The sequence below is a fragment of the Halobacillus sp. A1-3 genome (assembly GCF_050971765.1).
In the GTDB taxonomy this organism is placed as follows: Bacteria; Bacillota; Bacilli; order Bacillales; family Halobacillaceae; genus Halobacillus; species Halobacillus mangrovi_B.
Map to the genome: position 1 here is coordinate 1 of NZ_JBPCEO010000014.1, position 14,615 is coordinate 14,615.

The 14,615-nt window shown below is 42.3% G+C and carries 12 protein-coding genes and 1 other annotated feature; all 12 genes read left to right on the forward strand.

Annotated elements, in window-relative coordinates; genetic code table 11:
* The first annotated feature begins 144 nt into the window (after positions 1–144).
* The gene (locus ACRYKC_RS19240; protein WP_433809491.1) at positions 145–783 is read left to right on the forward strand and encodes an MgtC/SapB family protein; all 639 of its coding nucleotides are present in this window, start codon (positions 145–147) and stop codon (positions 781–783) included.
* 162 nt (positions 784–945) lie between these two features.
* Positions 946–1,410 carry a CtsR family transcriptional regulator gene (locus ACRYKC_RS19245; RefSeq protein ID WP_433809327.1) on the forward strand — a complete coding sequence of 155 codons (465 nt, stop codon included), beginning with the start codon at positions 946–948 and terminating at the stop codon, positions 1,408–1,410.
* Positions 1,411–1,429: 19 nt separating this feature from the next.
* Positions 1,430–1,978, forward strand: coding sequence for a protein-arginine kinase activator protein McsA (mcsA, locus tag ACRYKC_RS19250; protein WP_433809329.1), 549 nt, complete (start codon positions 1,430–1,432; stop codon positions 1,976–1,978).
* Entirely contained in the window at positions 1,978–3,048 is a 1,071-nt protein-coding gene (mcsB, locus tag ACRYKC_RS19255; protein ID WP_433809331.1) for a protein-arginine kinase McsB, read from the forward strand. Before mcsA ends, mcsB begins: the two co-directional genes overlap by 1 nt.
* 18 nt (positions 3,049–3,066) lie before the next feature.
* Complete coding sequence (clpC, locus tag ACRYKC_RS19260) at positions 3,067–5,526, forward strand: ATP-dependent protease ATP-binding subunit ClpC (protein ID WP_433809333.1); 2,460 nt, start codon at positions 3,067–3,069, stop codon at positions 5,524–5,526.
* A gap of 170 nt (positions 5,527–5,696) precedes the next feature.
* Positions 5,697–7,076, forward strand: coding sequence for a DNA repair protein RadA (radA, locus tag ACRYKC_RS19265; RefSeq protein ID WP_433809335.1), 1,380 nt, complete (start codon positions 5,697–5,699; stop codon positions 7,074–7,076).
* On the forward strand, positions 7,076–8,149 hold the full coding sequence (gene disA / locus ACRYKC_RS19270; protein WP_433809337.1) for a DNA integrity scanning diadenylate cyclase DisA: 1,074 nt from the start codon (positions 7,076–7,078) through the stop codon (positions 8,147–8,149). The genes radA and disA overlap by 1 nt, the downstream gene beginning before the upstream one ends.
* 154 nt (positions 8,150–8,303) lie before the next feature.
* Positions 8,304–9,407 (forward strand): PIN/TRAM domain-containing protein, encoded by a 1,104-nt coding sequence (locus ACRYKC_RS19275; RefSeq protein WP_433809339.1) that lies wholly within the window; start codon positions 8,304–8,306, stop codon positions 9,405–9,407.
* A 108-nt stretch (positions 9,408–9,515) separates the two neighbouring features.
* Positions 9,516–10,706: a bifunctional 2-C-methyl-D-erythritol 4-phosphate cytidylyltransferase/2-C-methyl-D-erythritol 2,4-cyclodiphosphate synthase gene (locus ACRYKC_RS19280; RefSeq protein WP_433809341.1), complete on the forward strand. Its 1,191-nt coding sequence runs from the start codon at positions 9,516–9,518 to the stop codon at positions 10,704–10,706.
* 58 nt (positions 10,707–10,764) lie between these two features.
* A complete protein-coding gene (gene gltX / locus ACRYKC_RS19285; protein WP_433809343.1) occupies positions 10,765–12,234 on the forward strand; it encodes a glutamate--tRNA ligase in 1,470 nt (489 codons plus the stop codon).
* 44 nt (positions 12,235–12,278) lie between these two features.
* Positions 12,279–12,491, forward strand: a binding site (T-box leader).
* Between the two features lie 70 nt (positions 12,492–12,561).
* A complete protein-coding gene (gene cysE, locus ACRYKC_RS19290) occupies positions 12,562–13,224 on the forward strand; it encodes a serine O-acetyltransferase (protein ID WP_433809345.1) in 663 nt (220 codons plus the stop codon).
* Positions 13,214–14,614 (forward strand): cysteine--tRNA ligase, encoded by a 1,401-nt coding sequence (cysS, locus tag ACRYKC_RS19295; protein WP_433809347.1) that lies wholly within the window; start codon positions 13,214–13,216, stop codon positions 14,612–14,614. The genes cysE and cysS overlap by 11 nt, the downstream gene beginning before the upstream one ends.
* Position 14,615 lies beyond the last annotated feature (1 nt).

Sequence of the window (14,615 nt, forward strand, 5' to 3'; positions counted from 1 at the left end):
GTCAAATGCAAGAAACCAGAAGTCATATGCTTCTGGTTTTTTCTATATTCATAGTGTGGTACATATAGTAAAAGCAAGGAGGGATCTGGATTGGAATGGTCTTACTTTTTTGATGATGATATCTTTACATTTATTTTTCGAATCATGATGGCTCTACTTTTATCAGGATTAATTGGGTTTGAACGTGAACTGAAAAACCATTCTGCTGGTTTCCGAACGCATATACTAGTAGGAATTGGTGCATGTCTCATGATGCTATTATCGCTCTATGGTTTTGAAGAATTTATGGATAAGTATGAGAATGTACGATTTGATCCTGCTCGTATACCTTCTTACGTAATTAGCGGTATCGGCTTTTTAGGTGCAGGGACGATTATTGTAAATGGAATGACAATTCGGGGATTAACGACTGCGGCATCCATCTGGACCGTGGCGGGCATCGGGCTAGTCGTTGGTGCGGGAATGTATGACATTGCTACAATAACCACCCTCCTCGTCTTACTTAGTCTCGTGTTCTTGAATAAGATTGAGAAGAAGAAATTCAACACCAATAGCAAGCATGTGTTTTACATTAAAGTAGAGCCGAATATTCGCTTGAACCAAGTGCTGGCAGTCTTTGAAGATGCGAATTTATACGTAAATAAAATAGACATTAGAAAACAGGAAAATGATTATCAAAAGCTGATTATAGGCCTGGATAAAAAGCAGACCTATCAAGCTGCCCCTTTGCTTCAAGCTTTATCCAATATTACTGAGGTCATTCAGGTTAGCCATCGTGATTAAAACTACGTAGAATTCTACGTAGTTTTTTTGTTTTAACTTAAGAAGAAACAGGGAATCATGAGAGATGTATTCTATATAAACATTTTAGTTGCGTATTGCCCAAAAATGAGTATAATAAAATTAAAGTCAAAGATAGTCAAAGTCAAAAAAGGGGGAGGGTAAATGAGGAATATTTCCGATATCATCGAAGAATATTTAAAGAATATTTTAAATGAAGATCATCAAAAGACCATTGAAATTAAGCGGAGTGAAATTGCTGACCAATTTCAATGTGTACCTTCTCAAATCAATTATGTGATTAAGACTCGTTTTACAGTGGAAAAAGGATATATAGTAGAAAGTAAACGAGGTGGGGGCGGATATATCCGGATTAGTCGGATCGAGCACAAAAAAGATTCAGATATGATTGAAGAAATTATGGATATGGTTCAGCCTACAGTTTCCCAAACAGCAGCGCTTGATGTTATTACCCGTCTCTTAGAAAGTGAAATCATAACAAATAGGGAAGCGAAAATAATACAAAGTATTATTGACCGCGAAGTACTAGCTTTTCCTCTCCCCTTACGTGATGAAGTTCGATCTCGAATTATGACAGCATTACTGTTTACTCTTAAATATAAAAGTTAAGGAGAAGGGAGAGAATGAGATGGAATGTCAAAATTGTCACCAAAGACAGGCAACCGTTCATTTAACTCAAGTCATCAATGGTCAAAAGACAGAAATTCACGTATGTGAACAGTGTGCCAAAGATAAAGGGTATATGAACTACGGGGAAGAGAATTTCACATTGAATGACCTCCTTTCTGGTCTATTTCATACTGAAAGCCCCTCGTCATTCAGTAATAAAAGTACCCAGCCGTATAAAAAATCCACACAGCTGAAGTGTCCAACATGCGGGCTGACTTATCAAGAGTTCGCACGAACAGGAAAATTTGGGTGTGCATCCTGTTATCAAACTTTTGATGAAAAATTGAATCCTATTTTAAGGCGTGTGCATAGTGGTAATACGACTCATGATGGGAAAATACCTAAACGTGAAGGCGGCAACCTGCACATGAAAAGAGAGCTTGATGAACATAAATCCAAGCTTCGACAATTAATCGAGCAGGAAGAATTCGAGGAAGCAGCGAAAGTTAGAGATAAGATCAAAACTTTGCACAGCCAACTTCATGAGGGGGAGGACGGTGATCAATAATGTCATTGCAACAGTTTATGAACGAGGCGATAAGCCCTTGGATGAAGCAGGAGGGACCGGATAGCGATATTGTAATGAGCAGCCGAATTCGACTTGCTCGGAATTTTTCGCAGCATCCTTTTCCAACGGTCGCTTCTGAAGAAACGTTAGAAAAAATCCTCGAGTTTTTTAACGGAGAATTTAAAAATCAATCTTTCAGGGATTATGAAAATTTCGAGCTTGTAAAGATGAAAGAGTTGCAACCCGTTGAAAAGCGCGTATTAGTGGAAAAACATTTGATCAGTCCTCATTTAGCTGAGAAATCAGACCAATCTGCTACGCTCATTTCTCAAAATGAACAAGTATCGGTTATGGTCAACGAGGAAGATCATATTAGGATTCAGCTTTATTTCCCTGGCTTCCAGCTTGATCGAGCTTTAGAGCAGGCCTCTCAACTGGATGATTGGCTGGAAGAAAAGATTGATTATGCTTTTGATGAAAAGCGTGGATACTTGACCGCATGTCCGACAAACGTGGGGACAGGGATGCGGGCATCCGTGATGATGCACCTTCCAGCCTTATCAATGACTCAGCAGATCAACCGTATGACCCCGGCTATTAACCAATTAGGTTTAGTTGTTAGGGGAATCTATGGAGAAGGCAGCGAGGCTGTGGGAAACATTTATCAAATATCGAATCAAATTACACTGGGAAAATCAGAGCAGGATATTGTGGAAGATCTCCATAGTGTAGTTAAGCAGTTGATCGATCAGGAACGAAAAGCAAGAGATGCATTGATGAACCGTTCTGGAATCCAGTTGGAAGACAGAATTTTCCGCTCATATGGTGTTCTGAAGCACAGTCGTATCATAGAGTCTAAAGAAGCGGCTAAGTGTTTATCTGATCTTAGGTTAGGAATTGATCTTGGCTTCATTGATCATATTCCAAAGACTATATTGAATGAGCTGATGATTTTAACTCAGCCTGGATTTTTGCAACAATATGCAAAAACCACACTAAGTCCTGATGAAAGAGATATTCGAAGAGCATCACTAATTCGAGAAAGACTTCAATTAGAAAATGAAGAATAATGTTAGGAGGGATTGTCCATGATGTTTGGGCGTTTTACAGAAAGAGCTCAGAAAGTACTTGCATTAGCACAGGAAGAAGCTGTTCGCTTAGGTCATAACAACATTGGAACTGAACACATTTTACTTGGATTAGTCAGTGAAGGTGAAGGTATAGCGGCTAAAGCATTAACAGCTCTAGGTCTCGAATCATCTAAAATCCAGCAAGAGGTTGAAAAACTAATTGGAAAAGGTGAGAAAGTATCACAGACGATCCACTACACACCACGTGCTAAAAAAGTGATTGAACTATCTATGGATGAAGCGCGTAAATTGGGTCATTCCTACGTGGGAACCGAGCATATTCTTCTAGGGTTGATCCGAGAAGGTGAAGGCGTCGCTGCCCGCGTATTAAATAACCTTGGTGTAAGCTTAAATAAAGCTCGTCAGCAAGTGCTGCAGCTATTAGGGAACAATGAGTCTACCGGAGGGCAAAATCGTCGAGGAGGAGGCTCTGCAGGTCAAGCAGCTAGTGCAAATACTCCAACCCTAGATTCACTGGCTCGTGACTTAACAGCGATTGCTAAAGAAGGCAACATCGATCCGGTCATCGGCAGAAGCAAAGAAATTGAACGAGTGATCCAGGTGCTAAGCCGCCGTACGAAAAACAACCCTGTTCTTGTCGGGGAGCCAGGTGTAGGTAAAACGGCGATAGCCGAAGGTCTTGCCCAGCAGATTATGAACAATGAAGTTCCGGAAATTCTACGCGATAAGCGAGTTATGACATTAGATATGGGTACGGTTGTAGCTGGTACCAAATATCGCGGTGAGTTTGAAGATCGCTTGAAAAAAGTAATGGAGGAAATCCGTCAGGCTGGCAACATCATTCTTTTCATTGATGAACTTCACACATTGATTGGTGCTGGCGGTGCTGAAGGTGCAATTGATGCTTCTAACATTCTTAAGCCATCACTTGCCCGTGGTGAATTGCAATGTATCGGTGCCACTACACTGGATGAGTATCGTAAATATATTGAGAAAGATGCTGCTCTTGAGCGTCGTTTCCAGCCGATCCAGGTTGATGAGCCTACACTTGATGAATCAGTTCAAATTCTTAAAGGACTGCGTGACCGCTATGAAGCTCACCACCGTGTAACGATCACGGATGATTCCATTGACTCTGCCGTACGTTTCTCTGACCGTTATATTACCGATCGCTTCCTTCCAGATAAGGCGATTGACTTGATTGACGAAGCAGCTTCTAAAGTGCGTCTTCGTTCTTACACTGCTCCACCGAACCTGAAAGAGCTTGAGCAGAAGCTTGAGGAAGTACGCAAAGAAAAAGACGCCGCTGTACAAAGTCAAGAATTCGAAAAAGCAGCTTCTTTAAGAGATACCGAGCAAAGGCTTCGCGACGAACTTGAGCAAACGAAAGATGAATGGAAAGAAAAACAAGGCCAGGAAGATTCAGAAGTAACAGTCGAAGATATCGCTTCTGTTGTATCCACTTGGACTGGAGTACCAGTTTCAAAAATGACGAAAGATGAAAGTGAACGTCTTCTTCAACTGGAAGACACGCTTCACAATCGTGTCATTGGTCAGGATGAAGCGGTAAAAGCTATTTCTAAAGCGATTCGTCGAGCTCGTGCCGGCCTTAAGGATCCGAAGCGTCCAATTGGCTCTTTCATTTTCCTAGGTCCTACAGGTGTAGGTAAAACAGAGCTTGCTCGTGCATTAGCCGAGAGCATGTTCGGTGATGAAGATGCGATGATCCGCATTGACATGTCCGAGTATATGGAAAAACACAGCACGTCTCGTCTTGTAGGTTCACCTCCAGGTTATGTAGGTTACGATGAAGGTGGTCAGCTGACTGAGAAAGTCAGAACGAAACCATACTCTGTCGTTCTGCTTGATGAAATTGAAAAAGCACACCCTGAAGTATTCAACATCTTGCTTCAAGTGCTTGAAGACGGACGACTTACAGATTCTAAAGGACGTGTTGTAGACTTCCGTAATACCGTACTGATCATGACTTCAAACGTTGGTGCTCAGGAGCTTAAACGTAATAAATACGTTGGCTTCTCAATGGGAGATGGCGACCAGGATTATAAAGACATGAAGTCTAAAGTGACAGATGAGCTTAAGAAAGCCTTCCGTCCAGAATTCTTAAACCGTATCGATGAAACGATCGTGTTCCATTCTCTTGAGCGTAAACACATGAAAGACATCGTTACACTTATGGTTGAAGAGCTCAGAAAACGTCTGCAAGAACAAGAAATCGACTTTACGCTTTCAGACGAAGCCATTCAGCATATTGCTGAATCCGGATTTGATCCGGAATATGGAGCTCGACCACTTCGTCGATCCATTCAGAAAAATGTCGAAGACTTATTGTCTGAAGAGCTGTTGAAAGAAAACATTGCTAAAGGACAAAAAGTAAGAATTGACTTAAATGACAACAAAGAATTCGTCGTTCACACCCAGCAAGAATCAACAAGTTAATCAGAATGTGAACCATTAGATTCAATTTTAAAAATCGGAAGGCTTTTGCCTTCCGGTTTTTTTCGTATTCTTATATGATTCTAGTAAGGGAATCTTAATATAAATGATATGATCATGAAACTTTTTCACAAGACATATCGTATAAACTATACAGAGAAGGAGCGATGATCTTGGCAAAAAGAAAAACAAAGTTTGTTTGCCAGGAATGTGGCTATGAAACACCCAAATGGATGGGGAAATGCCCAGGGTGTCACCAATGGAATACATTAGTAGAGGAAGTCAGTGCGGCCAGCACGAGCTCTCGGCATGTTTTCCAAACAAGTTCCACGTCAGCGTCGAGCAAGCCAGAAAAAATAAATTCAATTAAATCTCAGAAGGAACCGCGTCTACCTACGGATATGCCTGAGTTTAACCGTGTGCTTGGAGGTGGAATCGTCGCAGGCTCACTGGTTTTAATTGGTGGAGATCCGGGTATCGGAAAATCAACTTTACTTCTTCAAGTGTCTGCTCAAATTGCGAATAAGGACATGCCGGTCCTGTATATGTCTGGGGAGGAGTCTCCGCGGCAGACAAAACTTAGAGCAGAACGTTTAGATATATCGTCGGAGCAGCTTTACGTGCTGTCCGAAACCAATTTGCAAGATGTCATTAATCAAATTGAGGCGATTGATCCTAAGTTTGTGGTAATCGACTCGATTCAAACGATATTCAAAGAGGACGTAACTTCCGCACCAGGGAGCGTATCACAGGTGCGTGAGTGTACAAGTCAACTGATGAGAATTGCCAAAAGTAAAGGTATCCCGATTTTTATTGTTGGGCATGTTACTAAAGAGGGTTCTATTGCAGGACCGAGACTGCTCGAACATATGGTAGATGCCGTACTCTATTTTGAAGGAGAAAGGCATCACACATTCAGAATTTTGAGAAGCGTGAAAAACCGATTTGGAAGCACCCATGAAATGGGCATTTTTGAAATGAAAGAAAAAGGATTGAAAGAAGTCCTCAATCCTTCTGAAATATTTTTGGAAGAACGATCGCAAGGAGCGGCCGGGTCAATTGTCGTTGCTTCTATGGAAGGGACGAGGCCTGTGCTCGTGGAAATCCAGGCATTGATCTCTCCGACAGCCTTTGGTAATCCGAGGCGCATGGCGACTGGCCTTGATAACAGCAGAGTTCCACTTTTGATGGCTGTGTTGGAAAAACGAGCGGGACTGCTTTTACAAAACCAGGACGCTTACGTGAAAGTGGCAGGTGGAGTGAAGCTTGATGAACCCGCGATTGACCTTGCAGTAGCGATCAGCATCGCTTCAAGTTTTAGAGATCAGGCACCTAACCCGGACGATGTTGTCGTCGGTGAGGTGGGGCTGACTGGCGAAATTAGACGAGTCGCACGGATTGAACAGCGTGTGCAGGAGGCTGCTAAACTCGGATTTAAGCGAGCGATTATACCTAAGAAGAATATGGATGGTTGGACACCGCCTACTGAAATTCAAGTCATCGGGGTTAGCACCGTACAAGAAGCTATGAAGGTGACACTGGGGGATGCGTGATGGAGTGGCATGAAATGAAAGACAACGGAATAGGGGAAATTTTAAAACTGGTTGCTCCGGGAACCCCGCTTCGTGATGGCATTGATAACGTTCTTAGGGCGAACACAGGAGGACTTATCGTGCTTGGATACGGAGACCACATGCGTGATTTAGTAGATGGGGGCTTCCATATTCAGGCTGATTTCACACCAGCCCACCTCTACGAACTGGCAAAAATGGATGGGGCTCTTATATTGAATGACGAAGGTTCTAAAATTCTTTTTGCAAATGCTCAGCTTATGCCGGATCCTCATATCTATTCAACAGAAACTGGGATGAGACACCGGACGGCTGAACGTGTGGCGAAGCAGACAGGTGCCCTGGTTATTGCTATTTCCCAAAGAAGGAATGTCATTACTCTTTATAAAGGATCCTTGAGGTATTCATTAAAAGATATTGGCGTTATTTTGACAAAAGCGAACCAAGCCATTCAGACACTTGAAAAATATAAGAATGTACTCGATCAGAGTATAACGAATCTGGGTGCTATGGAATTTGAAAATATGGTTTCATTTTCTGAGGTTGTCCAGGTCGTTCACAGAGTCGAAATGGTGCTCCGTACAAAAACGGAAATCATTAATTACGTCAATGAATTAGGCACAGAGGGGCGATTAATTCAGCTTCAGATGACAGAGCTTGTTTCAAACATCGAAGAAGAAGCAGCACTCCTGCTTAAAGATTACAGTAAACGCCCTGATTACGAGCCTTATTATATTTTGAGAAAAATGCAGGAAGTCTCAAACACGGAGCTATTGTCAGATGAGCAGATATTGAAGTTACTAGGCTTTTCTCCAAATACAAAAATGGCTGATCCGATCCACCCGAGAGGGTATCGCATTTTAAGCCGGATTCCTCGCCTTCCTCCTTTAATTATTGAGCATTTGGTAGAGCGATTTGCCACCTTGGATGACATGATCCAGGCTTCTACGAAGGAACTTGTAGAAGTGGATGGGGTTGGAGAGATCAGAGCTTCGAAAATTCGTGATGGTTTAGAACGTATTCAAGAACAGCTGTTCGTAGATCGTCATATTTAATAAAATTGACTTATTTGCCATATATATGATATGATATTTGTTTTACTGATTGACTTATTTTGGGAATTGTGCTATTTTTATACCCATCATTCCTTTTTTATACGATTAATGGTTGTAGGGTTTGGTCATACTGTGAGTGAGGAGGTGAATACAAGTGCTTAAACGAATTGTACAGTTATTTATTGTAATAACCGGTGGAACAATCGGTTACCTCTATTTTCCAGAACTGTTTACAACCATGGGGCTGTCCTGGCAGAATTGGATACAATCTGTATTAGGAGCCGTACTAGGAGCACTTATTTTATTTTTATTAACTTTTTGGGTCGTGGATTATATTGTCGATTTCATTAGATGGGTGGAAGATTCTCTGGTCCGTGCACCAGTAGCTGATCTGCTTTTTGGCAGTATCGGTTTAATTGTCGGTCTGATTGTCGCTTATCTGATTAATGTATTTGTACAAGATATTCAGATTCAAGTCGTTAACCAAGTTGTACCGATCTTTTTAACGATTTTACTTGGCTATTTAGGTTTCCAGGTAGGTTTCAAGCGAAAAGATGAATTCCTAAGTCTACTTTCTAAAAAAGAAAAAAGCCATGATGGTGAACTGTCCCATACGCAGGATTTAGCAAAAGTAGATGCATCTCTTGTTCCGAAAGAGAAGATTTTGGATACGAGTGTCATCATTGATGGACGAATTGCAGACATCTGTGAGACGCACTTTTTAGAAGGTACCATTGTGATTCCGCAGTTTGTACTGGAGGAACTTCAACATATTGCTGATTCCTCTGATGGACTGAAGCGGAACCGTGGGCGCCGTGGGCTGGATATTCTCAATCGTCTGCAGAAGGATCTCCCTGTAAATGTTGAGATTTATGAAGGAGACTTTGAGGACATTCAGGAAGTGGACAGTAAGCTGGTTAAACTCGCTAAAGTGATGGACGGCATTGTTGTAACGAACGATTTTAATTTGAATAAAGTTTGTGAGTTTCAGAATGTTCAAGTCTTAAATATCAATGACTTGGCAAATGCGGTCAAACCAGTCGTTCTTCCTGGAGAAGAAATGAAGATTCAAGTCATCAAGGACGGTAAGGAGCATAATCAAGGTGTTGCTTATTTAGATGACGGTACGATGATTGTGGTTGAAGAAGGTAAAGACTACATTGGAAAAACAATTGATGTAGTTGTTACCAGTGTCCTTCAAACATCAGCGGGCCGCATGATTTTCGCCAAGCCGAAATCACTTGAAAAAGCCCTATAAAAACGGTATAAACAAATAGAGAATGACAAAAGTGATAACCTGTGTGTTATCGCTTTTGTTGTTTTAATGAGCATGAATAACGGTATAAATCAATTTAGGATGGATATTATGATAAAATACACAGCGATTATACTTGCGGCTGGTCAGGGAAAGCGGATGCTCGCCGGAAGGAATAAGCAGTTTCTATTGATCGATCAGCAGCCGTTGATCCTGCATACGTTATCGGTTTTTGACGCTGATGATTGGTGTGAAGAAATGGTCTTAGTAACCAACGAACGTGAGCGGTCGGAAATGGTACATCTTCTTGCTTCTTCTTCCATAAAGAAAGATATTCAGCTCGTTGACGGTGGTGCAGAACGCCAGGACAGTGTTTTTGAAGGGCTCAAGGCTATTCAACATACAGAACTTCCTGTGTTTATCCACGATGGCGCTCGTCCGTTTGTTAAAGAGGACCATCTGCATGAACTAGCTGAACGTACTAACGAAAAGCAAGCGGCATTATTAGCGGTTCCTGTGACAGATACCATCAAGCAGAAACAGGGGAATCAATTGAAAACGCTGGACCGGCAAACGTTATGGGCTGCGCAAACCCCTCAAGCTTTTTCTTATTCATTGATTCATAAAGCGCATCAAGAGGCGAGGGAACGTGGATACTATGGAACAGATGATGCCTCTCTCGTTGAACAGTTAGGCAAGGAAGTGGCTATCGTAAAAGGAAGTTATGACAATATTAAGTTGACAACTCCTGAAGACTTACATAAAGCTGAATCTTATGTGAAAAACCAACGTGAGAGAAAGGTGGAGGACCCATCTATGTTTCGAATTGGACAAGGATTTGATGTTCATCAGTTAACAGACGGACGAAAGTGTATCATCGGAGGGGTTGAAATCCCTTATGATAAAGGGCTGCTCGGCCATTCGGATGCGGACGTTTTACTACACACGATTGCTGATGCTTGTTTAGGAGCCATTGGTGAAGGGGATATTGGCAAGCATTTTCCTGATACAGATCCAGATTTTAAAGACGCAGATTCAGGAAAACTGCTGCAGCACGTTTGGACGATTGTGAAAGAGCGCGGATATGAGCTTGGAAACATGGACTGTACGGTTATTGCTCAGGCACCGAAGATGGCGCCGTATATTGATGAAATTCAAAACAATATCGCACGCCTTTTGAATGTTGAAGCTGGGCAGATTAATGTTAAAGCTACAACGACGGAAAAGCTAGGTTTTACAGGACGGAAAGAAGGAATCGCTGCGCAGGCCGTGGTCCTTTTGCAAAATAATCAACAATCTTAAACAAAAAATGATAAAATAATAGAAGGAAAAAGTTCGGAATGATGAAAGGAGAACAATTATGTCGAATGAAGTACGTGTGCGCTATGCACCAAGTCCAACAGGCAATCTCCATATCGGAAACGCGAGAACAGCCTTGTTCAACTATCTTTATGCAAAAAATGCAGGAGGCAAAATGGTCATCCGCATTGAGGATACAGATGAAAAACGAAACGTGAAGGGCGGAGAAGAAAGCCAGCTGAACTACCTGAAATGGTTGGGTGTTGAGTGGGAAGAGAGCCCGAACAAAGGCGGTGAATACGGGCCTTACCGTCAAATGGAGCGTCTTGATATTTATCAAAAATATGTTGATGAACTGCTTGAGCGCGGCCTTGCTTACAAATGTTACATGACAGCAGAGGAGCTTGAAGCTGAACGGGAAGCTCAAATCGCCCGTGGAGAGGCACCAAAATACTCAGGTGCTCACAGCAATTTGAGTCAAGAAGAGATCGAACAGTTTGAAGCAGAAGGACGCGAGCCAAGTATCCGTATCCGCGTACCTGAAGATCATACGTACACGTTCAATGATATTGTCCGTGATGACATTACGTTCGAATCCAGCGATTTCGGTGACTGGGTTATTGTGAAAAAGAATGGTACGCCAACTTATAACTTTGCCGTAGCGATCGATGATCATTTGATGAACATTACCCACGTGCTTCGCGGGGAAGAGCATATTTCCAACACACCGAAGCAAATGATGGTCTATGAAGCATTTGGATGGGAGCCTCCAAAATTTGGACACATGACTCTCATTTTAAACGAAAATCGCAAGAAACTAAGTAAACGAGATGAACATATTCTTCAATTTATCGAACAGTATAAAAACCTGGGGTACTTGCCTGAAGCATTGTTCAACTTTATTACTTTACTTGGATGGTCTCCAGTTGGTGAAGAAGAAATTTTCACACAAGAGAAGCTTGTAGAAATATTCGATGCGGAACGCCTATCTACTTCCCCAGCGGTCTTTGACCCTGCGAAGTTGAAATGGATGAACAACCAGTACATCAAAGCAGCGGACTTTGATCGTGTGGTTGAGCTGACGCTTCCTCATTTAATCGAAGCAGGACGTCTTCCTAAGGATATGTCCGAAGAAGATAAGAAGTGGGCTCATGAATTGATTTCTCTTTATCAGGAGCAGCTTAGCTACGGAGCGGAAATCGTAGAGCTTACAGAACTGTTCTTCAAGCAAGAGATTGAATACGACGAGGATGCTATGAGTGTATTAGAAGGCGAGCAAGTACCTGAAGTGTTGGAAACGTTCAAGAAAAACCTTCAAGAGCTTGAAGATTTCACGCCGGATAACATTAAAAAGCAAATCAAAGCGGTACAGAAAGAAACGGGTCATAAAGGCAAGAAACTCTTTATGCCAATCCGTGTAGCGACTACTGGCCAATCCCATGGGCCTGAGCTTCCGAATGCCATTCACTTGTTAGGAGTAGAAACGGTAACGGTCCGCTTAGACGATGTTTTAAGTAAGTTGCAAAACTAATCCGTTCACAAATGCTTGGATTTGTCATATAGTAAAGATACCTATACGAAACGTTGATGAGGAGAAGTAGAAGGAAGTGCCCTTATCCAGAGAAAATCACCGTTGGCTGGAAGTGATTTTAAGGGAGGTCTTCGAAATGCACCTCGGAGTCTTCAGCCGAAGGAAGTAGGTTGAAGCGGGTACCTTCCGTTATCAGGGACCAAGTGGGGAATGCCATTTCCCAAACAGAGTGGAACCACGCCTGACGCGTCTCTGTGCATCATTGCACAGAGACGCGTTTTTTATTGTAGGCCATGAATCACTCTTTAATAAAGGAGGAGGGCAAGTATGGGGCTTTTTAAAATGTTGAAGGAAGATGTCAATGTTGTCTTTGATCAAGATCCAGCTGCAAGGACGTATATAGAAGTGATTTTGACGTATTCTGGCCTGCACGCCATATGGGGACATCGAGTGGCGCATGCTTGTTTTAAACGTAAGTTTTTCTTCTTAGCGAGGATCATTTCACAAATTAGCCGCTTTTTTACTGGCATTGAAATACACCCTGGCGCTAAAATCGGTAAACGATTTTTCATCGACCACGGCATGGGTGTGGTTATTGGTGAAACCTGCGAGATTGGAGATAACGTAACGATTTTCCAGGGGGTCACGCTTGGAGGAACAGGTAAAGAAAAAGGTAAACGCCACCCTACGCTTTTGGATAATTCCTTAGTCGCGACAGGTGCCAAAGTACTTGGATCTATTACAATTGGAGAAAATTCTAAAGTTGGTGCTGGATCGGTCGTTCTACATGATGTACCGAACAATTCAACTGTGGTCGGTATTCCGGGTCACGTCGTTATTCAGGACGGGAAAAAGGTGCGCAAGAAAGATCTTGATCACCATAAGCTGCCTGACCCGGTGTATGACCGCTTGAACCATTTAGAGCAAGAAATCACACATTTACGGAAAGAATTAGAAGAAGCCAAAGGAGTGAACCAGAGTGAGTATTAATATTTACAATACACTAACACGGAAAAAGGAACCCTTCCAGCCGCTAGAAGAAGGTAAGGTAAAGATGTATGTGTGCGGCCCGACCGTTTATAACTACATCCACATCGGAAACGCTCGTCCTGCGATTGTTTTTGATACGGTGAGAAGATACTTTGAATATCGCGGGTATGATGTCCATTACGTTCTGAATTTCACAGACGTCGATGACAAATTGATCAAAGCGGCAAATGAATTAGGGGAAGAAGTCCCTGAGATTGCTAATCGTTTTATTAAAGCGTACAAGGAAGATGTAGGTGCACTCGGAGTTCAAGAAGCGGTCGATCACCCGCGTGTAACAGAGAACATGGATGAGATTATTGATTTTATTAAAGGACTGATTGAAAAAGGCCATGCATACGAAGCGGGCGGTGACGTCTATTTCCGTACTCGTTCTTTTGATGGCTATGGCAAACTCTCTCACCAGTCCATCGATGAACTGCGTTCAGGCGCACGCATTGAGGTAGGCGATAAGAAAGAAGATCCGCTTGACTTTACGTTATGGAAAGCAGCAAAACCGAGTGAAATCTCCTGGGAAAGTCCATGGGGGACCGGAAGGCCAGGGTGGCATATTGAGTGCTCAACGATGGCAAAAAAATACTTGGGCGAAACGATTGATATCCATGCTGGAGGGCAGGATTTGACCTTCCCGCACCACGAAAACGAAATCGCACAGTCCGAAGCACATAATGGTGAATCCTTTGCGCAGTATTGGATGCATAACGGGTATATTAATATCGAAAATGAAAAAATGTCGAAGTCATTAGGAAACTTCGTTTTGGCTCATGACCTTGTGAAGAGGCACGATCCGCAAGTCATTCGCTTCTTCATGCTGAGCGTACAATACCGCCACCCGATCAATTTCAGTGATGAATTGCTTGAAGGGGCGAAAAGCAGTTTCAATCGTATCAAGAATGCCTTCGAAAATATCCAGCACCGTAAAGATTCCAGCTTGAACTTGCAAGAGGACAATGAAAAATGGTTGAAAGAAGTGGATGGATACAAAGAACAATTCATTAAGGAAATGAACGATGATTTTAATACGGCTAACGCCATTTCTGTTCTTTTTGACCTGACAAAATCAGCAAACTTGTATCTTCAGGAAAACCAAACTCATACGGCAGTTTTAGAACGTTATGAGACCATGTTCAAAGAGCTTACGAATGTTCTCGGAATTGAATTGGAGCAACAGGAAGAGCTCTTGGACGAAGAGATCGAACAATTAATTGCTGAACGAAAGCAGGCAAGAAAAGATAGGAACTTCGAACGTGCTGATCAAATCCGTGATGAACTGAAAGAGAGAAACATTGTTTTAGAAGATACTTCTCAAGGCACACGCTGGAAGCGGGGATAGA